This is a genomic window from Roseovarius aestuarii (assembly GCF_019966515.1).
Classification (GTDB): Bacteria; Pseudomonadota; Alphaproteobacteria; order Rhodobacterales; family Rhodobacteraceae; genus Roseovarius; species Roseovarius aestuarii.
This window is the reverse complement of the sequence record NZ_JAIMIB010000018.1, coordinates 62,414-85,832: the sequence shown is the minus strand read 5'-3', so window position 1 is coordinate 85,832 and position 23,419 is coordinate 62,414. Positions and strand designations below refer to the sequence as shown.

The window sequence follows — 23,419 nt, the reverse complement described above, 5'->3', positions numbered from 1 at the left end:
TGGCAACGTGATTGCCAGTTCAACGGACCTGACAAAGCCGTGTTCATTTCGCATTCCTTTGCCCTTGTTTCAAAGAGCATACGCACGGGCAGGCGAAAAAATTCCTATTTTTGTTCGAAACGCGTGAATAAGCGGCTCGGCCCGTGCGTAGAGGTCAGCAGTAAGAGCAAAGAACGCCACTTTATTTACCGAACTTGAAAAGGATAGTTGACCGATGAATTGCAAACTAATCGCAGCATGCGCTGTCATTGCCGCGCTCGGAACAGCCGGTTCAGCACAAACGTTGGTGTCAGTGAATACCGAGATCGGCAAGGTGCTGGCTTCCGCGAAGACTGGCATGACGCTGTACACTTTCCGCAAGGACAGCCGGAACAGATCGAACTGTTATGACGACTGCGCCCGGGCCTGGCCGCCCTTCGTCGCCCCGGCATCGACGCGCGAAAAAGGCGCCTTGGGGATCATCGAGCGCAAGGACGGGACCCGTCAATGGACGTTGAATGGCCAGCCGCTCTACTTCTGGGCTGGCGACACCGCAAAAGGCGACATCACGGGCCATGGCGTCGGTGGTGTCTGGGATGCCGCACGTGATTAAATCGGGAGGAATATTTATGACACGTAGTTTCTTATTTTTGCTGGGCCTGCTGGCTCTAACGGCCTGCGAGTATGGAGGTCAATACGAAAGCACATCTGCCTACTCCTACGGCTCGGCACCCTACTGAACCTGAAACAGATTAGCCCTTTTTTTGTTGTAACGAGTGCATGCGGCCCGAAGAAATTCGTGGCCGCATAGTTTTTTTGTTTGCAGGCACCCGGGTCCTTAACAACATACCAGAGGCGCAACATCGCATCATTCCTTTGTTTGGCGGTGCACGTCGCAGCAACAGTTTGGATAACGCGATTAAGCGCCAGCTAAAGCCTTTTGTGATCTGATGATCGGTGGCGACGGTAACGACATTTTCGGCTTCTATGGCACGTCGCGCGGTGGAACGATCGTTGACTGGGAAGGCGGTGTTGATTTGATCGACCTGTCCAGAGCCAACCACGTCAATGGGTTCGGTGATGTCGAGATTGACCAGACGTCCGATATGACGGCCACTATCCGTTTCACCAGCGACAGATGTGGAACCGTCAAGATCGAGGTATTGTCGGATACGAGTTTCGTCCTCACGGAAGAAAGCTTCATTCTTTGAACGTCGTTTGACGACTGGAATTCAGCAAGCTTGGTGTTTCGCACTGCGTAACAAAGAAGAGCTTATGGAAAGGGTGGAGGTCATTGCCACCACCCGAATACTTTGTTGATACATGAGTGGCTTTGTCGCCATAAAATCAAACTGTTTTATAGAAAAATAAATATCGTCAATTGGTTAATCTCTTGAAGCTGTCAAAATCAGTCGGCGGCACTAATGTGGACCAAGAGTGAATTCACAATATGCAGACATTCGGGGAGAATGTTTGATCGAGGTCCATGTTTGAGACATGAATCATCGGCGTGGGAGGTGAGACCTGTCAATTCAGCATGTAATGGCGCTAACTGATTTGCCCGCGGCATAAAATGCTGCATGAGTTTGAAATTGAGCCAAATAGTTCGTCAATTCCGCCTAAGTTTTCCGTGATGTCAGGAGGGCTTAAGCCATGTTGTCCAATTCCCTAATTGAGAAAGATCGCGCGCACTATATCCACCCGTTTGTGCCGATGCGTGCCCACGAAAAACGCGGAGTCACCGTCTTGCAGTCAGCCAAAGGCTGTTTTCTGACCGATGCCGAAGGGAACACATTGCTGGACGGGTTTGCGGGGTTGTGGTGCGTCAATGCCGGTTACGGGCACGAAAGCATTGTGGAAGCCGCCGCTGAACAAATGCGGCGTTTGCCTTACGCAACAGGCTATTTTCACTTTGGAAGTGAGCCTGCCATTGAGTTGACTGAGAAGCTGGCAGAACTGGCGCCAGGCGATCTGAACAAGGTTTTCTTCACGCTTGGCGGCTCGGACGCTGTCGATACAGTGATCAAGATGGTGCGCTACTATAACAACGCGCGCGGCCTCACTGAGAAAAAGCACTTCATCGCATTGGAGAAGGGCTATCACGGGTCGACTTCGAATGGGGCAGGTTTGACGGCCTTGCCGGCGTTCCATCTGAATTTTGACATTCCGGTACAGTGGCAACATCATATCCCGTCACCTTATCCCTATCGCAATGACGCAGCAGATGATGCTGCGATTATCGCGAAATCCGTTCAGGATCTCCGCAACAAGGTCGCCGAATTGGGTGTAGACAAGGTTGCGGCATTCATCTGCGAACCGGTTCAGGGATCGGGAAGTGTGATCGTTTACCCCGAAGGTTTTCTGAGCGCCATGCAGGCCACCTGCCGAGAACTGGGTATCCTGTTCATCGTAGATGAAGTGATCACCGCTTTTGGCCGGACAGGGCCGATGTTCGCGTGCGAGCATGAGGGGCTGGAGCCGGACTTCCTGACCTGTGCGAAGGGTCTGACGTCCGGATATGTTCCCATGGGCGCGGTTCTGGTGTCCGACCGGATCTACGAGGTCATGGCCGACGCGGTTCCCGATGGTGTGCCCTTTGGACACGGCTTCACGTATTCAGGTCATCCCGTTAGTGCTGCTGTCGCCCTTGAGGTGCTGCGTCTCTACGAAGGCGGACTGATTGAAAACGCAAAGACTGTCGGCGCCTATTTTGGCGAACAGTTGCGAACGCTTTCTGATCACCCGCTGGTCGGTGATATTCGCAGTCAGGGGTTGCTGGCGGCCATAGAAATTGTCACTGACAAGGAAGCCAAGACCAAACCAACCAAGGAGATGAAAGTTGCAGCACGCCTGGCCGCAGCTGGGTATGAAAACCGCGTGATTTTCCGGGCCTTCGCCGATGATTGTATTGGTTTGGCGCCGCCGATCTGCATCACCAGGGAAGAGGTCGACCTTTTGGTGACCCGCTTGCGCGCAACACTGGACTCAATTCTCGATATCAAAGGATGAAGCAATGAAACTGAGTGACTATAAAGCCCTGACATTTGATGTTTATGGCACGTTGATTGACTGGGAAACCGGCATGGTCACTGGTCTGAAACCGCTGACCGACCGGGTGAGCCGCAGCCTGACCCGTGATGATATCCTCGAAGCGCACGCCTATTACGAAAGCACGACACAACGTTACACGCCCGCAAAGAAGTACTACGAATTGCTGCCGGTCGTGTATCGCCGCCTGGCCGAAGAATGGGGTGTCGAGGTAACCTGGGAAGAGTGCGAGGCCTACGGTAAGTCCGGGCGTCACTGGCCGGCTTTCGACGACTCGATCGAGGCGCTGACCTACCTCAAGAAGCACTTCAAACTGGTGGTTCTGACCAACACGGACAACCTGACATTCTCAGGTGCAAACACGCGTCTGGGTGTGCATTTCGACGGTGTCTATACCGCTGAGGACGTCGGCAGCTACAAGCCTTTCGATCGCAACTTCGACTATATGCTCGAAATGCTGAAGCATCAGGGCATCGAGAAAGGTGACATTCTGCACACCGCGGAAAGCATGTTCCATGACCATGCACCGGCAAACAAATATGGTCTTGCAAATTGCTGGATCTATCGTCGGCATGACAAGCAGGGCTTTGGGGCTACCATGAATCCAGGCGATATGCCTAAGTACGATTTCCAGTTCAACAGCATGATAGAGATGGCGAAAGCACATCAGGCTGAACTGGCAGGGTAGGGGCCTGAAAGTTAGGAGGGACAGGTTATGCATGGTCTGCCAAAACTCGACCGGATTGATATCAATATCCTGTCCCAACTGCAAAAGAATGGAAAACTGACCAACGTAACCCTTGCAGATGTGGTCGGGCTGTCTCCCAGCCCTTGTCTGCAACGGGTGAAACGATTGGAAAAGGCCGGGTACATCGACAGATATGCGGCGCTGATCAATCTGAAGAAACTTTCGGATCATGTGGTCGTCTTCACCGAGGTGACCCTTGCCGACCACCGGCACAATGATTTCGTCAAATTCGAGGCCGACATTCGCAAACACCCGCATGTGATGGAATGCCACCTGGTCAGTGGCGGCTATGACTATCTGCTGAAATTCGTGGCCCGATCCGTGCCTCAGTATCAGGAGATCATGGAGACGATCCTTCAGCGCAACATCGGCGTGGACAAGTATTTCAGCTATGTGGTGATCAAGTCCGTCGTACCGTTCAATGTAGTGCCGCTGGACCGCATTCTTGATCATGAATAAGCAGCGGCCCCGGGCACGCAAAAACCGCGGCAGCATAATCTGTGGTTTACGGTCGCTATTTCAGCGCCAGACTGCAAATCTGTGATTCAATTGAGGCCATCTGGCGTGTCGGAAGCTGCTATGCCTGTTGAGAATATTGGGAGAAAATCATGACCAAAGATGAAATAGTGTATGACGACTTCGCCAAGATCGAGATGCGTATCGGCGAGATCAAAGAGGTTCTGCCTTTCCCACGCGCCAGAAACCCCTCTTACAAGGTCTGTGTGTCCTTCGGCGATCTGGGGGAAAAGTGGTCATCAGGCCAGATCACCAATTATTCCGAGGAAGAGCTGATCGGCCGTCAGGTCGTGTGCGTCGTAAACCTGCCGGCCCGCAACATTGCCGGGTTCATGTCGGAAATTCTGATCCTTGGCGTGCCGAATGAAAAAGGCGAAACGATCCTGCTGAGACCGTCCTCGGACGTGCCGGTCGCGGGCGAGATCTTCTGAAACAAACACGCCGTTTTGCAACACAACTGTTCAACGCAAAGCGGTGTGGCAAGGCCCGCCCCGTTTGATATCCGCAAGAGGTTCAAACCAAATCTACCATCGAGCCCGCTACGGCCTTGCTCAACAAAACTTGCTTGCGCGCCTAAATTTTCCCAATAAAATAGCTCTTTAATTTCAATTCCTTGAATAGCGTTTTTAGCTAATCAAATTCGCCCTGAGGGCATTCGCCACCAGCCAGGTGTTCGTTTTAACTCCGTAGCGATCCCTCGCTGTCTTTAGGCGCGCCTTGACCGTAGAGGCGCTGATATCGAGATGATCTGCTTCTTCTTCGATGGTCATGTCATTCGACAGGCACTGAAACACGTCCAGTTCCTCTATCGAAAACGCCCGCTGGCGATTGCAGGCCGTCACGTATGGTGCCCGCGGCACTGGCGCAGGTAGACGCCTAATCGGGGGCAATTGCAGGACGGCCTGAATGCATAGTAGCGACGTGCAACAGCCAGTCGCGGAATACAAAATTACCAATTGGTAACTTCTGAAAAAGCGGCGGCAGATGGTGGCCGCTTTGTTGTTTCGGGCCGGACCATGCCGACCAATATCGCGCTTGCGTTCTTGATATGCTCTGGTCCACCATCCGGAGCAGATCAAAGGAAAGGGCAGCCCGGCAATGTTTTCCCTTCGCGCCATGCGAAGCCTGCGCGCGCGGCTTTTGCTGAGCGCGGCACTGATCGGGACGATCGCCGTGCTGGCCTCCAGCCTGACCATCCGCGCGACAACGCTGATGTCCGACCAACTGCAATCCATCGTCGCCGCAGAACAGCGGATTCAGCATTATTCGACGCTGGCCAATAACATCGGCTCGGTCATTGTTGTGCTTTATGAGGCGGCGCAGTCAGACCTTGATCCGCAGTTGCTGGATGCGCGGCTGGCGGGCCTGGTGCAGAACACGCAGCGGTATTTCACTTTGATCCGCGAGGATCTGGACCGCACCGTGGCCGAGGCGGATGATATTGACGAACAGTCGCGCCGCGCGACACGGTCCATCGGGGTGGCCCGGATGGAGGCGCTATTCAATACTTCGCTGGACCGCATCGAAGAAGTGACCCGCGCATCCGGGGATGCCAGCCAACGCGCCAGCCGCATCCAGGGCCAGATCAACGCGTTTTCCATCGGGTTTGATCCGTTGCTCAATACCGCGATCACGGAAGAGCGCCGCTTTCGCGACGAAGCCGTGGCCCGGGTCGCAACCCTGCGCCAACGGTTGACCCGCGTGGCGCTTGCGGTAGGGGCGCTGGCGGTGTTGCTGGTGTCGGGGTTCTACCTGGTGCTGGTGCGGCCTCAGTTGGGGCGTCTGGACCGTCTCAGGCTGGCGTCCGAGCAGATCGGGCGCGAGGAGTTCGAGATCGATCTGCCGCGTAACATGGATGACGAAATTGGCCGCGTTTTTGCCGCGACACAGGAGATGGCAGAGGCGCTGGCGCGCCGCAAATCTGACGTTAAGCACGAGTGGGGGCGGCTCAACCAGACTATCGCGGAACGTACCGAGGCTTTGCGTAAGGCCAATGATGCCTTGGCAAAACGGGACGAGGATCGCCGCCGGTTCTTTGCCGATGTCAGCCATGAGCTGCGCACACCGTTGACTGTGATCCTGATGGAGGCCGAGCTGGCCCTGAAGTCCGGCGCTGCCCGGGACGGACCTTACGGCGTGATCCGCAGCCGCGCGCAGCGATTGAACCAGCGGATCGACGATCTGTTGCGCATCGCACGATCGGAAACAGGTATGCTGGATTTGGAGACCGCCGATTTTGACCTTGGCGAAGCCGCCGAGAAGGCGGTGGCCGACATGCAGAGCGTGGCCGAAACGGCGGGCATGGTGATTACGCTGGATGCCGCGACAGCGCCGGTGTGCGGGGATCGCAACTGGGTGCGGCAGGTGATCACCGGCATGTTGGAAAATGCCGTACGTCACGCCCGCGACGGTGGTCAGGTGCGGGTCGAAGTGGGGCAGGAGGGGGACGGCTCGCTGGTGCGGGTGATCGACAACGGCCCCGGCATCCCGCCCGACCAGCTGGAGAGCGTACTCGACCGGTTTTCGCAGGCAGGCGGAGCGGGGGCCTCGAAGGGGTTTGGCATCGGGCTGAGTTTTGCGCGGTGGATCATCGAAGGGCAGGGGGGCCGGATCACTCTGACAAGCCCGGTGCCAGAGGAGCGCCGGTTGGATGATGGCACCGGTACTTTAGTCACGGTTTTTCTACCCCGTGTGTCAGGGTAATCTGCGGTCATGACCGACGACCGAATACTGATTGTCGATGATGACCCCGAGATCACCGACGCCTTGGCGCGCGGGCTGAGAATGCATGGCTATGACACGTTGACAGAAAGCAACGTTGCTGCGGCTGAAACAAAGTTCGGGGCAGGCGGGCTGTCGGCGGCGATTGTCGATGTGATGATAGGTGCCGAAAGCGGGCTGGACCTGGTGACGCGCGTACGCAGGTCCGGGCATGATACGCCGATCCTGATGCTGTCGGCCCTGGCCGAGGTTGAGGACCGCGCCGCCGGGCTGCAGGCGGGGGCGGACGACTATATCGTCAAGCCGTTTTCCTTTGACGAATTGCTGGCCCGGCTGAAGGTGCAGTTGCACCGTGCCGCCCGACCGGTTGTCCCGCACGCGGTGCTGGAGCGTGACACCCGCACGATCCGCGCTGGCGGTCACGCCGTGCAGCTGACCGAACGCGAATTTTCTCTGCTGGAGATGCTTTGGGCCAATGAGGGCGAGGTGATGTCACGCTATGATCTCTTCGACACGCTTTGGGCCGCCGAGGGCACATCGTCGGAAAACGTGGTGGACGTATATATCGGCTACCTGCGCAAAAAACTGGCGCCTATTGAGGAATTTGGAATTGAAATCAGCACGATACGTAATCGCGGCTTTGTTCTGAAACAGCCCGGGGCAGAGCGCTCTTAATTTCTTCTTACATAATAAACGTTGATGGAATCGGTGTGGAATGCGACAAATGATGCAGCTTAATTGGAGGATTGACTCATGGCATGGAACAAACCGGTACTGCGCGAAATCGAGTGCGGCATGGAAATCAATATGTACGGCCCCGAAGGTGAAGAGCGCGAGCACGAAGACCTGTTCTGATAGGGCTAACCCGAATTCCCTAAGGTATGCGCGGAGGACAGAATAGTGTTCCGCGCATATGTTTTAGGGGCTGCTGCTGGTGGCGGCTTGCCTCAGTGGAACTGCGGTTGTGAGAATTGCAATCTCGCGCGCCGTGGTGACATTCCCCCTCAATCGCAAAGTTCCGTCGCCGTCAGTACCAATGGTGCTGATTTTGCCGTTCTGAACGCCTCGCCCGATATTCGTGATCAGATGGCACGCATACCGGCACTACACCCAACGGATTTGCGCGTCAGCCCATTGAAATCAGTGCTGCTGACAAATGGCGATATCGATCACGTGGCGGGCTTACTGACGCTCAGAGAGCAGCAACCCTTTTCGCTGTTCGCCACCCGCGAGATACATCAGGTCATCGCCGACAATCCCATCTTTGGGGCGTTAAAACCGGAGTTGGTGATCCGGAAAACCATCGCGCTAGATACGCCTTTTGATCTGGTCAGCGGCATCACTGCCACGCTGTTTGCAGTGCCTGGCAAGGTACCGCTTTACCTGGAGGGCGAAGAGGTCAAAACCGATCTGGAGGGCGAGCAGACCGTGGGTGTGCATTTGCAGGGGCAGGGCAGGGAAGTGTATTATATTCCCGGCTGCGCGCTGTTCAAACCAGATCTGAAAGCGCGGGTTGCGGGTGCTGATATGGTGATGTTCGACGGCACGCTCTGGCGCGATGATGAAATGGTCACCGCCGGACTGAGCCAGAAAACCGGGCAGCGTATGGGCCATATGTCCATGTCAGGACCAGACGGGTCGATTGCTGCGTTTGAGGGTATGCAGATCGGTCGCAAGGTCTATGTTCATATGAACAACACAAACCCTGTGCTGCGGCCCAGGTCAGAGGAAAAGGCCGAGGCTGAGGCGGCGGGATGGACGATCGCGCAGGACGGTATGGAGATTGAGCTATGACGCCGGACAAGGACGCCTTTGAGGCCCGTCTGCGCCAGATCGGGGCAGAGCGCTATCACGACAGGCATCCGTTTCACCATCTGTTGCATTCCGGCGGGTGCACGCCCGAACAGGTGCGCGCCTGGGTGATCAACCGGTACTACTACCAGGCGTCGATCCCGATGAAGGATGCGGCCTTTATGAGCCGGGTCGAAGACCCCGCCCTGCGGCGGGCGTGGCGCAGCCGGATTGAAGATCACGATGGCACTGATGAGAATGAGGGCGGCATCCAGCGCTGGCTGCGGCTGGCCGATGCCGTGGGACTGGACCGCGATTATGTTGCCAGCACCGAGGGCGTGCTGCCTGCCACCAAATTCGCCGTTGATGCCTATGTGCGTTTCGTGCGTGACAAGACCTTGCTTGAGGCGGTGGCCTCGTCCCTGACCGAGCTATTCGCGCCCAAAATTCATGCCCAGCGGATCGAGGGGCTCTTGCAGAATTACGAATTTGCCGATGACAGCAGCCTGTCCTATTTCAAGAACCGTTTGAAGGAGGCGCCCAAGGATGTAGCCTTTGGCCTGGCGTGGGTGCTGGATCATGCGGATACCGCAGAAAAGCAAGATGCAGCTGCCAATGCTCTGATTTTCAAGACAAATGTTCTGTGGTCTCAGCTTGATGCACTGTACAGTGCCTATGTGGAGCCGGGGCGCATTCCGCCCGGTGCCTGGCAGCCCGGAACCTTCGAGACCCGGCAGAAGGTGGCGTCATGAGCCAGGTCGCCCCCGAAGCCATACCAGTGATCCCGCGTGGCGTGCGGCTGCACCGGGATGAGGTGCGCGAGCAATGGGTGCTTTTGGCGCCTGAGCGGGCCGTGGCGCTGGATCAGGTCGGCTATGCGATCCTGTCCGAGATCGACGGAACACGCAGCTTTGGCGCGATCACCGAAGGGCTGGCCGAGGCCTATGCCGCACCGCTGGAACAGATCGTCGCGGATGCGGGCGAGTTCCTGCGCGGGCTGATGGACCGGCGCATTCTGGAGGAAGCATGATGGACGGCACCGCCCCGATGGATTGGCGCGCGGAAGGCAAGCGGCTGGGGATACCGGCGCCCATCGCCATGCTGGCTGAGCTGACGCATCGCTGTCCGTTGTCCTGCCCTTATTGTTCCAACCCGATGGAGCTGGCGCAGCGCAGCCGCGAGCTGGAAACCGAAAACTGGGTACGGGTATTTCAGGAAGCCGCTGAACTTGGCGTATTGCAGCTGCATCTGTCCGGGGGCGAACCGGCCTCGCGGCGAGATCTGGAAGATCTGGTGGTGGCCGCGCGCAAGGCGGGGCTTTACACCAATCTTATCACCTCGGGTATCGGGCTGACCGAAAGACGGCTGGCCGCGCTGGACGAGGCCGGGCTGGACCATGTTCAGCTGTCACTACAGGGCACTGATGCCGGCATGGCCGACAGGGTCGGCGGCTACAAGGGCGGGTTCAAGCGCAAGATGCAGGTGGCAGAGTGGATTGGGAAAATCGGTTTTCCCCTGACGCTGAACGCGGTGGTGCACCGGCAGAACCTGCATCAGCTGCCCGACGCCATCGACATGGCGCTTGAGATGGGCGCCCGCCGGATCGAAGTGGCGATTGTACAGTTTCATGGCTGGGCTATGGTCAATCGCGACGCGCTGATGCCCACAAAGGAACAGGCCGAGGAGGCCAGCCGCGTGGTGGCTGAAGCGCGCGAACGGCTGAAGGGGCGGCTGGTGCTGGATTACGTGCCCGCCGATTACCATTCGGACTATCCCAAGCGTTGCATGGGTGGCTGGGGCACCACCGGCCTTAACGTGGCACCGGATGGCGAAGTGCTGCCCTGCCACGCCGCACAGACGATCCAGAGCCTGAGCTTTGACAATGTGCGCGACAAGGGGCTGGCGGAAATCTGGTATCGCGGGGCGGCATTCAACGCTTATCGCGGGTTCGACTGGATGCAGGAGCCGTGCAAATCCTGTCCGCGCAAGGCCCATGATTTCGGTGGTTGCCGTTGTCAGGCCATGGCGCTGGCGGGCGATCCGGCGGCAACCGATCCGGTTTGCGTCAAATCGCCCTTGCATGCGGATTTGCAGGCTCGAGCACAGCAGTTTTCGCACGCGCCGGATGCCGAGCTGACCTATCGCGGCCAGCCCGGGAAATGAGAGCGCTGGCCGCATGAGGCAACGGGTGCAGAGAACTAAAATACGGTATCTGTTTCGCCTGAACTTCCTGCTTTTCGTGTTTTTGCTGATGGCGCCGCCACCGCCCGCGGGGGCATCGGATGGTCTGACCCTGCCAGCACCGGCGGAGTTGCTGAAGCTGGTACGGCGGGGCTGGGTGTATGAAATTCATTCCTCGCGCGTACGGCGCCCGCCGGATTTGCCAGAGGTGGAGTTTAACAGCTCCGAAGTGGCCCTGGGACCAGTTTGTGTGATCGGAGAAGCGCCTCATCCGCAGACTCGCGCCGTGATTGATAGTTTCGCCACGCTTCTGGGTGAGATTTATGGCCGCCGTGTACCGGTCTCTTATGTCGATGGGAATATTGACAGCTGCCCGACGCCGCAGCGCACCTATATCCGGCTCTATTCTGGCCGCCCGCCCTATGGAAGGTTTAATGCCGATCTGCGCGCGCTCGACAAGGTGTTCGATATCCGTTTTCCGAAACACTGGCACGAGCCGGTTTTGTCGCCCGCGCAGACCAACGGATTTTTCGGGCGAAACGGGGCAACGGCGCATCTGTTGATCAGCCAACCCGGCTCGGTCAATCCGTCCCCCTTGCAGCAGGCATTTTACAGTTCGATGCTGATCGAAGAGTTGTTTCAGGTTGTGACGTTTGGCGCAGACATTCTGAAATTTGAAAGAAATACGCCGTTTTACTCAAAACTTCAGGAATTCCCCAGCAATCTGCGCTATCTTTCGTGGAAATCTGAGGAATTTATGACGGGGCTTCTGGAAAGTAATCCCTACGGTTTATGTGGTTTTGATGTGTTGATGCTGCATACTTTGGCCGGGGCCAATCTGCGAAATTCGAACACGCCGGAACTGCTGACGTACTTCAAGGCAGAGCTGGGAACGTTGCTTGCCAAGACCCGGATCACAATGCGCGATGACCGGTTTGCCGCGATGCTTGACGAGACCTGCCAGACCTGGCCGGGCTGAAAAGCCTAGACCAAGGGTGGTATGGCAATTGTGGCAGGCTTGGGCAAAACTGACGATGACCTTGGCAAGGAAATATGGGAGGGATGCGCGTGGCAGAGGATGCCTCAGCCGAGCTGACAGAGGACCGGTTTGCCCGGATCAGCGGACTGCGCCAGTGGATGCAGGCGGGCCTGATCGGCAGTGAAGATCTGATCGAACGGTTGCTGATCGGGCTGTTGACGGGCGGGCACCTGCTGATCGAGGGCGCGCCGGGGCTGGCCAAGACCCGCGCGGCCAAGCTGATGGCAAGCGCACTGAGCGGCAGTTTTGCCCGGGTGCAATGTACGCCCGACCTGTTGCCGTCGGATCTGACCGGCACGGATGTGTTCAACCCCGAGACCGGCAAGTTCGCTTTTTCCCCCGGGCCGGTGTTTCACAATTTGGTGTTGGTGGATGAGATCAACCGCGCGCCGCCCAAGGTGCAGTCGGCGCTGCTGGAGGCGATGGCCGAAACCCAGGTGACAAGCGGGTCAACCACCCATGCGTTGCCCGAGCCATTTTGTGTGATCGCCACACAGAATTCGATTGAACATGAAGGCACCTTTCCGCTTCCCGAGGCGCAGCTGGACCGGTTTCTTTTGCATATCGTGCTGGATCTTCCGGGGCTGGAGACCGAGCGACGCATCCTTGATCTGGTTGAGGCGGAAAGCCAGCAGGGTGCGGCGGAGCCCGATGCGCTGGCGCTGGAGGATGTCATGCAGGCGCGGCGGGATGTGGTGGGCATCCATCTGTCGCCGGCGCTACGGGATTACATCGCCAGATTGGTCGTGGCGACACGCAAGGGTCCGTTTTCCGATGAGATTGAACATGCGGTTTCACCGCGTGGTACGCTGGCGCTGGCAGCGGGGGCACGGGCGCGCGCCTATCTGGCCGGGCGTGACCATGCGCTGCCCGAAGATGTGGATGCCGTGGCCGCAGACGCGCTGGCGCATCGGATGGTCCTGAGTTGGGCCGCGGCGGCCGAAGGGCGCAGGCCCCGTGCGGTGATCGCTGATATTCTGGCCGCGACAGAGGCGCTGTGATGGCCGCCCCCGGCGACGGCACCCGCGTCACCGCCGAAGCGCTGATCGCGCAACGCAGCGCCGTGCTGCGCGCGCGGACAGAAAAGAAACCGCCGCTGAGCGGCTTGCCCGGCGGCTTCGCCATTTCCAAGCGCGGTCATGGCCAGGTGGTGGCCGACAGCCGGATGTATATTCATGGCGATGACATGCGTCATCTGGACCGTGGCGCCACCGCGCGCACGGGGGAATTGCACATTCGCACCTTCCATGATGAACGCGACAAGGTGACCTTTCTGGTGGCGGATTTCCGACCCTCGATGCTGTGGGGGATGCGTCGGGCGTTCCGCTCGGTCGCGGCGGCCGAGGCGCTGGCATGGATCGGCTGGCAGGCCGTAGAGGAAGGCGGGCGCGTCGGCCTTCTGGCCCTGACCGAAACAGCCCCCGTGATCGTCCGCACGCAGGGCAAGTTGCGGGGTATGCTGGCGGTGATCGGCGGCCTGGTCGACGCACATGAAACTGCTCTTGACGCGGCTATGCGTGCGGCGGGGCAGGGGGGCGAGGCGCGGCTTTTCCGCGACCCGCCGCTGGATCGCGCGCTGTCGGGGCTGCACCGTATCGTGCCGCGCGCAGCAAGCGTGGTTCTTGCCAGCGCGATGGACAGTCTTGGCCCCGGGTTTGATGCGGTGATGGGTCGGCTGGCGCAACACCGCAGGCCGCAGATTCTGCGGATCGAGGACCGCGCGCTGAATGATCTGCCAGCCGGGCATTATCCGATCTATGGCAGCGACGGTACGCGGCGCGATGCGCAGTTTGCCCGTCCGGGACAGGCCGAGGACAGGCTGCCGGATTACGACATTTGGCGCGTCGACGCCGGAGAGCCGACACGCGATGCGATGATCCGTGCGGTGGCGGAGCGCTGACCATGGCAGAGCGGCAGATGGATACGGAGACCATGCTGGGCGCGCTGAATGACATTCGACTGCCCGCCGAGGCTGCCGGCGGTCAGGTGGCGGAAATGCTGGTGGCTGCCGGGGCCGGTCTGGCCCTGGCCTGGCTCGTCGCGCTTCTGGTGACGGCGTCGCGCCGTGGCGTGCAGGCGACCACGCCGTCGCTGGCGGTCCGGATCGATGCGCTGCGGGAGTTGCCCGCGGCTGAGCGCAGCGTTGCCTTGCTGCATCTGGCCCGCGACGAAGGTATCGCGCTGCCAGCGGTCGCGTCTCTCTATGGCGCAGGTGAGTTCCCCAGACCCGAAGAAATCGAAGCGCAATTGCGAGACGGGCAGGGGACACATGCCTGACTTTGCCAGCCCCGTTCTGCTGCTGCTTTTGCTGGTTCCGCCGGTGGTGTATCTGCTGGCGCCGCCGCAGAGTTTTGCCGGGGCGGCGCTGATTGTGCCCGAGGGCGTCGGGCGACATATCCTGGCGGGCAGCCCGAAAGGGTCGATGGGCGCACGCGCCCGGCTGGCCGTGCCAACGCTGATCTGGGCATTGCTGGTGATCGCGCTGGCCGGTCCACGGGTGCTGGCTCCGCAACAGGCGTTGCCGATGACCGGGCGCGACCTGATCCTGGCATTGGATCTGTCCGGGTCGATGATCCGCGATGACTTTGAACTCGACGGTGCACAGGCCACGCGGCTGGAAGTGGTCAAGGCCGTCGGCGCCGAGTTTGCCCGCGCGCGCGCGGGTGATCGGGTCGGGCTGGTGGTATTCGGCTCCGAGGCCTATGTCGCCGCCGCGCCGACATTCGATATCGAGGCCGTTGCCCGCAGCATTGAGAGCATGGTGATCGGCATTTCGGGACGAGCCACGAATATCTCGGATGCGATGGGGATCGCCTTGAAGCGGCTGGAGGTTTCGGACGCCGAAACCAAGGTGATTATCCTGCTGTCGGACGGGGCAAACAATGCCGGGGAAGCAACTCCGCTGGATGTGGCCGGACTGGCGGCCCGGATGGGCGTGCGGGTGCACACGCTCGCCTTGGGGCCGGTATCGCGTGAGGAAGCGCCGGATGATCGCGGCGTTGTGGATGTGAAAACCCTGCGCGGCGTGGCAAAGGCCAGCGGTGGAGAGATGTTCCACGTACGTACCGCTCAGGAGTTGCGTGAGGCTGCGCGCAGTCTTGATGCACTGGAACCCACTGCACGGTCGGGGCTTGCGGCCGAAACATACCGGCAGCTGTGGATCTGGCCCGCGCTGCTGGCCGGTCTTTTCGCCCTTGGGGCCGGTCTGACGAGGCAGGCGTGATGATGATGGCGGGATGGGAGATTATCTTTCTGCGGCCCCAGTGGTTTTTAGCCCTGCCGGTGATTGCTACCCTGGCGGTGCTGTGGATGCGCCGGGCGGGGCGGCCCGGTGACTGGCAGGCACATATTCAACCCGAGTTGCTGCAGGCGCTGGCCCGGATGGGTCGGATGGAGAAAGGCCGGCGGTCCCTTGTCAGCGCCTTGCCATTCCTTGTCGCGGGCGGTGTGGTGCTGGCGCTGACCGGTCCTGCGGTTCAGACGAAAAGCGCGCAGACCTTCCGTAATCTCGACGGGGTGGTGTTTGTCATGGATGTCTCGGGCTCGATGACGCGTGATCCGGTCTGGCCGGCGGTGATTACCATGGCGCGGGGGGGGCTGAGCGTGTTGGGCAGTAAACCGGCGGCGTTGGTGGTGTATGCCGGGGACAGCTATGTCGCGTCACCGCTGACCACCGATCACGAGCAGCTTGGGCAAACCATCGCGCTGTTGGATGACAAGACCGTACCGGATCGGGGCAACCGGCCTGCGCTGGCGCTGAGCGACGCGGCCGATCTGCTGGAGCAGGCGCAGATATTGGCGGGGGATGTGATCTGGCTGACCGATGGCGGGGGGTTCGGCCCTGATGTGACAAAGGCCGCTGACCGGATCAGCGCGCTTGGCGCGCGGCTTTCGGTGGTCGCGGTTCAGACCAGCGTGGGCGACAGCGCTGCGCTGCCGCCAGAGGCCTTTGCCAAGCTGGCGGGCGGGGCGGACGTTTTTGCCAGTGACGATCTGCGCGCTTTCATGCAGGCGCTTGGCGGGGCAGGGGCTGCGCGGCTGGAACGGCAGGACCTGCGGCTTTTGCTCTTGGAGGATATCGGGCGTTATCTGCTGGTCCTTGCGATGATGCCGCTTCTGTTCATGTTCCGGCGGGAGAAGGCGTGATGCGTCTGGTGACGGGCATAGCGGCCACTTTCGCCTTTGTGCTGGCGCTACTCATCGGCGGGACTGACCCGTTTGGCCGGGTGGTGCTGTCGCTGGGGATGCCGCAAACCGCAGCAGCCTTGTTGCAGACGCCGGATTGGCAGGGTGTGGCCCTCTACCGGGCCGGGAATTATACGGCTGCAGCAGAAGCCTTTGATTCGGCAGGACCTGCAGCGCTCTACAACCGGGGGAACGCCCTCGCTCAGGCCGGGCAATACGCCGCCGCGCTCGAGGCGTATGATCTGGCACTGGCGATCCGCGAAGACCCGCAGGCGCGGGCGAATTTCGACCTGCTGCGCGCGTTCTACGCGGGCACGGCGCTGGAGGCGGACACGGTGTTTCTGTCGGAGAAACGCGAGGGCGAAACGGTACGTGCGCCGGTCGCGCGCGGTGACGCCCGCGCTGCCGGTACCGGAGACGAGGTGACAAACACAGGCGCGACGCTGGCTCTGCCGTCGTTGCAATCGGATGAACAGCTGGGCGTGCGCCGGGTATTTGACGACGTGTTCATCGTTGCAAATGACCGCTGGTTGAAAACGCTGGAGGATGTGCCGGGCGCGTTTCTGGCCGCGCGTATCGCCCACGAACATAAAGCGCGGCGCAAGGCGGGCACCGGGCAGATTCCGCAGGAGACGGAGTGGTGAGGATCTGGCTCGCTTTCATACTGGCGCTGATGAGCGCGACCATCGCCGCGGCGCAGACGCGCAGTGTGAACCCGGATGACCTGAGGCTGGAATTGCAGGTCGAGGCACTGCCGACTACACCCTACCGGCAAGAGATGATCCTGCTGACCATCCACGGTATCTATAAGCGCCATATTACCCGCGAGCAGCTGATTCAGCCGGATTTTGAGGGGTTCAGCTGGATGCAGCTGGGCGAGGATTTCTGGTACGAAAGCCTGATCGACGGACTGCCGGTCAAAAACATGCGCCGCCGTATGGCGATCTTTCCCGATGAGTTCGGCACGCTGGAAGTGGGCCGGTTTCAGCATACGCTTACCCTGCTGGATGAAGACAACAAATGGTTTGAGCATACGATCAGTTCCGACCCGCTGAGCATCGAGGTGCAGGCGGAGCCGAAACGTGATGACTGGTGGTTCCCGGTGCGCGGGCTGAAGGTGACGGATGATTGGTCAAATGCGCCGGATCAGCTGAAGGAAGGGGAGGGGGTGTTGCGTGTTGTCAGGCTGTCCGCGCTCGGGGCAAGCCCTGACATGATGCCGCCCATGCCTGAGCTGCGCTCGCCCTCGGCGCTGATCTTTGCGCATCCGGAAAAACGGCTGGTGGAGCTGACTCCGGACGGGCCCCGCGCGATCGCCTTCTGGCGCTGGACAATAACGCCGACCAACGGGCGTTCGGCCATTCTGGAACCGATCACTTTCAGCTATTTCGATACGGTAGCGCGGGTTGATCGCGAGGTGGAAATGTCAGTGCAGCGCATTGCCTTTGGCGATGCGATCGTCGCGGACACCCGGCCTGTCACCCCTCCGGAGCGGCAGGCGCGGCTGTGGCCGGGCAGGGTGGTAGGTGCCGCCGTGTTGGCGTTTGGTATTGGGCTGGCGCTGATCCTGCGGCGGCGCAGCGTTACTTTTGTGCCGGCGCAAAACTGGCTGATACGTTGGCGGGTTTGGCGGCAGTTACGGCGCGCAGCGCAACGGAACGATCGACGTATGCTGCGGCGTGCGGCCCATGCGCTGGACGCGCTCTATGAACCCGAGGCAGAGAGGGCGGCGCTGCTGCGCGAACTGGACAGTGCGCTTTTCGGCCCCACGCCACAGCAATGGGATGCGCCTGGTTTTGCCTGCGCCTACGGGACCTCCCTGCGGGTGCCACGCCGTGATTTCGATCTGCGCAAAACGCCCCTGAATCCTTCAACCGTCGAATAACAAACGAAAAGCATGAATTTGCCGCACCAACATACGTCAACACACGACCCTTGCTTCACGGGCCAGTTGCGCTAACCTATTGACCGGGAGGAGTTCGCATGGGTCAAACTGAGCGAAACGAAAAAGCTGTGTCTATCAAACTCACTTTGGTGATTGATGACCATCCGTTATATTGCGATGCGATGGCCGGGTCGCTTTCGACGGCATTCGAGATTCAGGAAGTTAGGACGGTTAATTCCCTTACCGAAGCGCTTGATGCGCTGGTCGATGGGCTGGTGCCGGATCTGGTGATGCTGGATTTGCGGCTGCCGGATGTGACCGGGTTGAGCGGGTTCATCAAGCTGCGCGAGAAGTTGCCGGATGTACCGATTCTGGTGATTTCGGCGGATTCCTGTGACCAGACCATTCAGGCGTTGATGGACGCAGGGGCGGCCGGATTTATCCCCAAGGACGCCCCGCGAACCGTGATCGCCGAGGCGCTGGAACGGGTGAAGTTCGGCTCGAAATACACGCCGCCGGGATTTTCGCCGGTTACCCGTCCGCGCGAGGTAAACGCACCGGGCCTGCACGAGATTTCGCAGCGTATTGCCGATCTGACGCCACAGCAGACCCGGATCATGAATCTGATCTGCGCTGGCAAGCCTAACAAGCAGATTGCCTATGAAATGTCGCTGGCAGAGGCCACGGTGAAGGCGCATATTACGGCGCTGTTACGTCGCCTGGGCGTGTGCAACCGCACGCAAGCGGCGGTGCTGGTAAACAGCGTGGATCTGGATCGTCACGATACGCTGTCGGACAGTAATACCCGCGCGATGCTGAGTTGACGCGATGAACCGCCATCCTGAAGAGATGGATGGATCGGTCCGGATCATCTCGGTCGGTGTTTCAAGAAATGACGGCGCTATCGGTGCGGTGGACGAGGCCGTGCAGCAGCTTGGCACATGGGGGCATTGTTTCGTGTTGGCCTTCCTGCCGGAATCGCTGGATCACACGGCGGTCGCTGAGGCGCTGAACGAAAAGCTGCCGGGTACGCCGGTTTTTGGATGCACCAGCGGAGGGCAGATCACGCCGCAAGGTTACGAAGACGAGGCGTTGCTGCTGATCGGATTTCCCCGGACGCATTTCCGCTGCACATCCACGCTGATCTGCCCGCTCAAGCCGGTGTCGATCCAGGAAACCGCGCTTCAGGCCAAAACGCTGGCCACACGGTTTCGCTCGACTGCGAACTGGCGGCATTTTGCCCTGACCTTTGCCGACGGATTGTCCAAGCAGGAAGACGTGCTGGTCGCCGCTCTGGATGCCGGTCTGGGGGATATTCCAGTCTTTGGCGGTTCGGCCGGACGCGGGCTGTCCTATGATGTGACCTATATTCTGCATGATGGCGCGTTCCACGAAAATGCCGCCCTGCTGTTGCTGGTCGAGACCAATCTGCAACTGGAAACCGTGCGCTTCGATCATTTCACCGCCACCGATACGCAGCTTGTGGTGACCAGTGCTAATCCTGAAGACCGGATCGTGCACGAGATCAACGGCTCTCCGGCGGCTGAAGAATATGCCCGCCTGACCGGTTACAGTATCGACGAGTTGTCACCCACCGTGTTTGCGGAAAATCCCGTGCTGGTGCGCGCGATGCAAAGCTATCATGTGCGCGCCATTCAGGAGGTGCTGGAGGATGGCTCTATGACGTTCCTGTCGGCCATTGAAAACGGGCTGATCCTGGCACTTGGGCGTGGCAAGGAAATCATCGAGACCATGCAAGGCGAGCTGAGGGCCTGCCACCGCAATGGCGAAGAGCCGGGTTTCGTGCTGGGTTTCGACTGTGTGCTCAGACGGCTTGAAATCGAACAGAAATCGCTGCGCGATGCCGCGTCCAGCGTGTTGCGGCAAAACCGGGTGGTGGGGTTCAACACGTATGGCGAACAGTTTGGTGGCATTCACATGAACCAGACCTTTGTCGGCATCGCCTTTTATCCGCCGGAACGGGAGTTTGACCTGTGATCGACCGTGACCAGCCGCTTGAAGACCAGATTGTCAAGCAGGACAAGATCATCAAGGCGCTGATGGCACGGGCCAATCAGAGCCACGAACTGGGCAACACGGCCTATTCGCTGTTTCAGTCGGCGATTACGCTGCAATCGAAAGTATCTGAAAAAACCCGCGATTTGGAAGCGGCGCTTAGCACGCTGGGCCGCGCCAGCGACGACCTGGAAAATGCCGAACAGGCGCGGTCACGCACGCAGGTCAGCCTGTCAGATGCGCTGGAATCGATGGAAGGTGGCTTTGCCATTTTCACCGACGGGCGGCTGCAGGTGTTCAACGAATTTTTTAAGATGCTGATCCCGGACGTACGCGACGCGATTGATCCGGGGTTGCGCCTGAACGACTATTTCAAGCTGGTGGGCAACAGTCGCGACATTACTCCACGCCAGGAGGCGGACCGGCTGAACGTTGCCGGGGTGGCGCTGCGCGATGATGCCGATGCGGCACCTCCCTTTGTTTTCGCGCTCAAGAATGATCGCTGGTTCGTGATCAGCTATCGCCGCACGAGCCATAACAACACCGCGGTGCTGCAGACCGAGATCACCGCCATCGTGCGGTCAAACCGGCTCGAGAAAAACCGGCTGATCGACGCGCAGGAGCATTTCCTGAAAGCCACGTTCGATAATATGCCGCAGGGGGTGTGTACGCTGTCTGCGGATGGGACATTGCTGTTGACCAATGCACGGTTTGCCGACCTGCTGAGCCTGCCGATGCAGTTGACCCGCGCGGGTACGTCTTATGCGCAGATCGTCGAGTATCTGAATGCCAGGCACTTGCCCCGCGCTTTCCCGCAGGAAAATTTCGAAGGGTTGATGCGTTACCTGCGCCGGGCGGACACCCTGCATGTCAGGGTGCGGCATAACAATGGTATGGTATTGGACATCGATGTTCATCCGCTGCCCGATGGCGGCTGCATCGTCAATGTGATGGACGTCACGGCGCAATTCCAGACCACACAGGAGCTGGAAGACCGGGTACGCGCCCGCACCCAGGAACTCACCAAGGTGAACCACGTGTTGCGCAGCCAATACGTTGAACAAGCCCGCGTGGAAGAGGACCTGCGCGTCGCCAAGGCCGAGGTCGAGGCGGCAATGACCTCCAAAAGCCGCTTCTTTGCCGCCGCGAGCCACGATCTGTTGCAACCGATCAATGCGGCCAAGCTGCTGATATCCTCGCTTTCCGATATGGCGCCGGGCACCGGGTTGGAGGACACTGTGCACCGCCTCGACAGTTCGTTTCATTCAATGGAAACGCTGCTGCACGCGCTGCTGGACATTTCCCGGTTGGATTCGGTGGATACCAAGCTGTCGTTGACGGATTTCGATCTGGGTGCGCTGATGTTGGAAATTGCCGGGGATATCCAACCGCTGGCCGATCAGAAGGACCTGTGTCTGGACGTGGTGCCAACCCGCCTGCACGTGCGCAGCGACAGGCGCTATCTGGCCCGTTCGGTGCAAAACCTGATCAACAACGCGATTCAATACACAAGGGAAGGCCGGGTTCTGGTGGGGTGTCGCCGCCGCGGCGACAAGGTTGTGCTGGAGGTATGGGACACCGGTATCGGCATTGCTAAACAAGATCAGGCTCGCATTTTCCAGGAATTCACCCGAGTGGATCACGGTACCGGTGCGGGATTTGGGATGGGGTTGGGCCTGTCCATCGTCAGCCGGGCCTGTGCGCTTCTGGATCATCCGGTGACGGTGCGGTCAAAGCCGGGGATGGGCTCGGTCTTTTCTATAACCCTGCCCATGGTGGGGCAGGACGTGGCCAAGCCCGCCGAGCCGGTGGACCGTTCCAAGACGCTGGATTCCGAGATGGATCTAATCGTCATGCTGATAGAAAACGACCCTGGCGTTCTTTTTGCCATGACCCAACGGCTGGAAAAATGGGGGGCGTCGGTGCTTGGCGCCAGCTCGACCGAGGAAGCCGTGCGTCTTCTGGATGATATTGGCATGAGTCCGGATATCATCCTGGCCGACTATCAGCTGGATGATGGTGATACCGGCCTGCGTTCCATTCTGGCCCTGCGTGAAAGAACCGGCATCGATATCCCTGCGATCATGATCACCGCCAATCAGGATGCGGCGATCAAGGAAATCGGGGCCGAACATAGCTTTTCCGTGCTTACCAAGCCGGTTAATCTATCCCGCCTGCGTCCGCTGATAGACTGGAAAACGCGGCGCATGCCCAGTTCCGCACATCTTTTGCATACCGACGAAAGTCTGCAATGACCTCGCGCCAGTGCGGGCTAGGCTGGGTGGCAACAGAGGATGGATACATGACATATCTGCGCGCATTGCTTCTCACTTTGTTTCTGGCTGTCCCGGCGGCAGCAGAACAGCCCTATGACCTGATATTCCGCATGGGCACGCTGGACGGGCTGCCACGCGATGAAATGCTGCTTTATGGCCGCGAGGTGGCGATTGACGGCAATGCCGAATATGCCGACCGCAATACCGGCGGTATTGAATTGCGTTTTGAACCCGAGGACATGGCGCGGCTGCGTTTTGTGAAGGACACCAGGCACCGCAATCTTGGTCAGTTCCCGGCGACGGTTGGCAATCCGGTGATCATGTATTTCGTGGAAACCGTGTTGCGAGACGTCGCGCAGGAGGCGGGCGGCAGCCCGTTCTACATCCGCAACCGTATCAAGGATTCACTGGTGCAGGATGCCCCGGTGAACGATGCCACCCTCTCCTATAATGGCCGGGATATCGCCGTCAAAACCGTGACATTGAGACCGTTTGAAAACGACAAAAACCGCGAGAAGCTGCGTGGCTATGCCGATCTGGCCCTGACCTTCACCATGTCTGAAGACGTGCCGGGCTGGTACCTGTCGCTTGAAGCCAGCGCGCCGGGTGATCAGGATGGGCTAAGCTATCGCAATGCGCTGACATTGCATGGGATGGAGGCTGCTCAATGATTGGCAGGGCAGGCCTGGTATTGGCCGGGCTGCTGGCTGTCGGCAGCATGGCAAATGGGCAAACCGTGGCCGAGCGGCTGAATGATTATCCGACGGCGGCACGGGCCGACTATGTCTTCGGCTGTATGGCGGCAAACGGGCAGGAGCGTGACATTCTGCTGAAATGCGCCTGCTCGATCGACCATATCGCCACGATCCTGACCTATGATCAGTATGTCGAGGCGGAAACGGTTCTGTCGATGCAGCTGACCGGGGGCGAACGTATGTCGATCTTCCGCACCGCCGCCATGGCCAAGGAAATTGTCGCCAATTTGCGCCGGGCACAGGCCGAAGCGGAAATCTTGTGTTTTCAGCAATAAGACA

Annotated in this window: 28 protein-coding genes; 26 read left to right on the top strand and 2 right to left on the bottom strand. The window is 59.4% G+C overall.

Features of this window, described 5'->3' with window-relative positions:
* Positions 1-69: 69 nt before the first annotated feature.
* The gene (locus LC334_RS18570) at positions 70-339 is read right to left on the bottom strand and encodes a hypothetical protein (RefSeq protein ID WP_223413073.1); all 270 of its coding nucleotides are present in this window, start codon (positions 337-339) and stop codon (positions 70-72) included.
* On the opposite strand from LC334_RS18570, the gene LC334_RS18565 reads away from it, so the two are divergent.
* The 6 genes from LC334_RS18565 to LC334_RS18540 all read left to right on the top strand — a co-directional run bounded on the left by LC334_RS18565 (position 338) and on the right by LC334_RS18540 (position 4,722).
* Positions 338-592 (top strand): COG4315 family predicted lipoprotein, encoded by a 255-nt coding sequence (locus LC334_RS18565; RefSeq protein ID WP_263286556.1) that lies wholly within the window; start codon positions 338-340, stop codon positions 590-592. The two genes, LC334_RS18570 and LC334_RS18565, sit on opposite strands and share 2 nt — an antisense overlap.
* 337 nt (positions 593-929) lie before the next feature.
* Positions 930-1,190: a hypothetical protein gene (locus tag LC334_RS18560; protein WP_085801885.1), complete on the top strand. Its 261-nt coding sequence runs from the start codon at positions 930-932 to the stop codon at positions 1,188-1,190.
* 442 nt (positions 1,191-1,632) lie between these two features.
* The gene (locus tag LC334_RS18555) at positions 1,633-2,988 is read left to right on the top strand and encodes an aminotransferase class III-fold pyridoxal phosphate-dependent enzyme (protein ID WP_085801884.1); all 1,356 of its coding nucleotides are present in this window, start codon (positions 1,633-1,635) and stop codon (positions 2,986-2,988) included.
* Positions 2,989-2,992: 4 nt separating this feature from the next.
* Positions 2,993-3,715 carry a haloacid dehalogenase type II gene (locus LC334_RS18550; RefSeq protein ID WP_085801883.1) on the top strand — a complete coding sequence of 241 codons (723 nt, stop codon included), beginning with the start codon at positions 2,993-2,995 and terminating at the stop codon, positions 3,713-3,715.
* Between the two features lie 27 nt (positions 3,716-3,742).
* Complete coding sequence (locus tag LC334_RS18545) at positions 3,743-4,234, top strand: Lrp/AsnC family transcriptional regulator (protein ID WP_085801882.1); 492 nt, start codon at positions 3,743-3,745, stop codon at positions 4,232-4,234.
* A gap of 149 nt (positions 4,235-4,383) precedes the next feature.
* A complete protein-coding gene (locus tag LC334_RS18540) occupies positions 4,384-4,722 on the top strand; it encodes a tRNA-binding protein (protein ID WP_085801881.1) in 339 nt (112 codons plus the stop codon).
* Positions 4,723-4,917: 195 nt separating this feature from the next.
* Here LC334_RS18540 and LC334_RS18535 read toward each other — a convergent pair whose 3' ends face one another.
* Positions 4,918-5,151, bottom strand: coding sequence for a helix-turn-helix domain-containing protein (locus LC334_RS18535; protein WP_085801880.1), 234 nt, complete (start codon positions 5,149-5,151; stop codon positions 4,918-4,920).
* 238 nt (positions 5,152-5,389) lie between these two features.
* Here LC334_RS18535 and LC334_RS18530 point away from each other — a divergent pair, with 238 nt between their 5' ends.
* The 20 genes from LC334_RS18530 (at position 5,390) to LC334_RS18435 (ending at position 23,415) form a co-directional block, all read left to right on the top strand.
* Positions 5,390-6,994 carry a sensor histidine kinase gene (locus LC334_RS18530; RefSeq protein ID WP_085801879.1) on the top strand — a complete coding sequence of 535 codons (1,605 nt, stop codon included), beginning with the start codon at positions 5,390-5,392 and terminating at the stop codon, positions 6,992-6,994.
* A gap of 9 nt (positions 6,995-7,003) precedes the next feature.
* A complete protein-coding gene (locus LC334_RS18525; RefSeq protein ID WP_085801878.1) occupies positions 7,004-7,687 on the top strand; it encodes a response regulator transcription factor in 684 nt (227 codons plus the stop codon).
* A 78-nt stretch (positions 7,688-7,765) separates the two neighbouring features.
* On the top strand, positions 7,766-7,867 hold the full coding sequence (gene pqqA, locus LC334_RS18520) for a pyrroloquinoline quinone precursor peptide PqqA (protein WP_085801877.1): 102 nt from the start codon (positions 7,766-7,768) through the stop codon (positions 7,865-7,867).
* A 42-nt stretch (positions 7,868-7,909) separates the two neighbouring features.
* On the top strand, positions 7,910-8,806 hold the full coding sequence (gene pqqB / locus LC334_RS18515; RefSeq protein WP_085801876.1) for a pyrroloquinoline quinone biosynthesis protein PqqB: 897 nt from the start codon (positions 7,910-7,912) through the stop codon (positions 8,804-8,806).
* Positions 8,803-9,555, top strand: a complete 753-nt coding sequence (gene pqqC / locus LC334_RS18510) for a pyrroloquinoline-quinone synthase PqqC (RefSeq protein ID WP_085801875.1) — start codon at positions 8,803-8,805, stop codon at positions 9,553-9,555. Before pqqB ends, pqqC begins: the two co-directional genes overlap by 4 nt.
* Positions 9,552-9,833, top strand: coding sequence for a pyrroloquinoline quinone biosynthesis peptide chaperone PqqD (gene pqqD, locus LC334_RS18505; RefSeq protein ID WP_085801874.1), 282 nt, complete (start codon positions 9,552-9,554; stop codon positions 9,831-9,833). The genes pqqC and pqqD overlap by 4 nt, the downstream gene beginning before the upstream one ends.
* Positions 9,833-10,966: a pyrroloquinoline quinone biosynthesis protein PqqE gene (gene pqqE, locus LC334_RS18500; RefSeq protein WP_370737947.1), complete on the top strand. Its 1,134-nt coding sequence runs from the start codon at positions 9,833-9,835 to the stop codon at positions 10,964-10,966. Before pqqD ends, pqqE begins: the two co-directional genes overlap by 1 nt.
* A 25-nt stretch (positions 10,967-10,991) precedes the next feature.
* Positions 10,992-11,963 carry a hypothetical protein gene (locus LC334_RS18495; protein ID WP_139836484.1) on the top strand — a complete coding sequence of 324 codons (972 nt, stop codon included), beginning with the start codon at positions 10,992-10,994 and terminating at the stop codon, positions 11,961-11,963.
* 158 nt (positions 11,964-12,121) lie between these two features.
* Positions 12,122-13,024 carry an AAA family ATPase gene (locus LC334_RS18490; protein ID WP_223413070.1) on the top strand — a complete coding sequence of 301 codons (903 nt, stop codon included), beginning with the start codon at positions 12,122-12,124 and terminating at the stop codon, positions 13,022-13,024.
* A complete protein-coding gene (locus LC334_RS18485) occupies positions 13,024-13,923 on the top strand; it encodes a DUF58 domain-containing protein (protein WP_085801870.1) in 900 nt (299 codons plus the stop codon). The genes LC334_RS18490 and LC334_RS18485 overlap by 1 nt, the downstream gene beginning before the upstream one ends.
* Before the next feature lie 2 nt (positions 13,924-13,925).
* Positions 13,926-14,300, top strand: a complete 375-nt coding sequence (locus LC334_RS18480; RefSeq protein WP_085801869.1) for a hypothetical protein — start codon at positions 13,926-13,928, stop codon at positions 14,298-14,300.
* Positions 14,293-15,246: a VWA domain-containing protein gene (locus LC334_RS18475; RefSeq protein ID WP_085801868.1), complete on the top strand. Its 954-nt coding sequence runs from the start codon at positions 14,293-14,295 to the stop codon at positions 15,244-15,246. The genes LC334_RS18480 and LC334_RS18475 overlap by 8 nt, the downstream gene beginning before the upstream one ends.
* A complete protein-coding gene (locus LC334_RS18470) occupies positions 15,180-16,169 on the top strand; it encodes a vWA domain-containing protein (protein ID WP_223413067.1) in 990 nt (329 codons plus the stop codon). Before LC334_RS18475 ends, LC334_RS18470 begins: the two co-directional genes overlap by 67 nt.
* A complete protein-coding gene (locus LC334_RS18465) occupies positions 16,169-16,852 on the top strand; it encodes a tetratricopeptide repeat protein (RefSeq protein WP_085801866.1) in 684 nt (227 codons plus the stop codon). The genes LC334_RS18470 and LC334_RS18465 overlap by 1 nt, the downstream gene beginning before the upstream one ends.
* Positions 16,849-18,093, top strand: coding sequence for a BatD family protein (locus tag LC334_RS18460; protein ID WP_085801865.1), 1,245 nt, complete (start codon positions 16,849-16,851; stop codon positions 18,091-18,093). The genes LC334_RS18465 and LC334_RS18460 overlap by 4 nt, the downstream gene beginning before the upstream one ends.
* A 98-nt stretch (positions 18,094-18,191) precedes the next feature.
* The gene (locus tag LC334_RS18455; protein ID WP_085801864.1) at positions 18,192-18,917 is read left to right on the top strand and encodes a response regulator; all 726 of its coding nucleotides are present in this window, start codon (positions 18,192-18,194) and stop codon (positions 18,915-18,917) included.
* A gap of 4 nt (positions 18,918-18,921) precedes the next feature.
* Positions 18,922-20,091 carry an FIST N-terminal domain-containing protein gene (locus LC334_RS18450; protein ID WP_176237750.1) on the top strand — a complete coding sequence of 390 codons (1,170 nt, stop codon included), beginning with the start codon at positions 18,922-18,924 and terminating at the stop codon, positions 20,089-20,091.
* On the top strand, positions 20,088-22,364 hold the full coding sequence (locus LC334_RS18445) for a hybrid sensor histidine kinase/response regulator (protein ID WP_085801863.1): 2,277 nt from the start codon (positions 20,088-20,090) through the stop codon (positions 22,362-22,364). Before LC334_RS18450 ends, LC334_RS18445 begins: the two co-directional genes overlap by 4 nt.
* Positions 22,361-23,056: a hypothetical protein gene (locus LC334_RS18440; RefSeq protein WP_223413066.1), complete on the top strand. Its 696-nt coding sequence runs from the start codon at positions 22,361-22,363 to the stop codon at positions 23,054-23,056. The genes LC334_RS18445 and LC334_RS18440 overlap by 4 nt, the downstream gene beginning before the upstream one ends.
* Positions 23,053-23,415, top strand: coding sequence for a hypothetical protein (locus LC334_RS18435; protein WP_085801862.1), 363 nt, complete (start codon positions 23,053-23,055; stop codon positions 23,413-23,415). The genes LC334_RS18440 and LC334_RS18435 overlap by 4 nt, the downstream gene beginning before the upstream one ends.
* Positions 23,416-23,419: the final 4 nt, after the last annotated feature.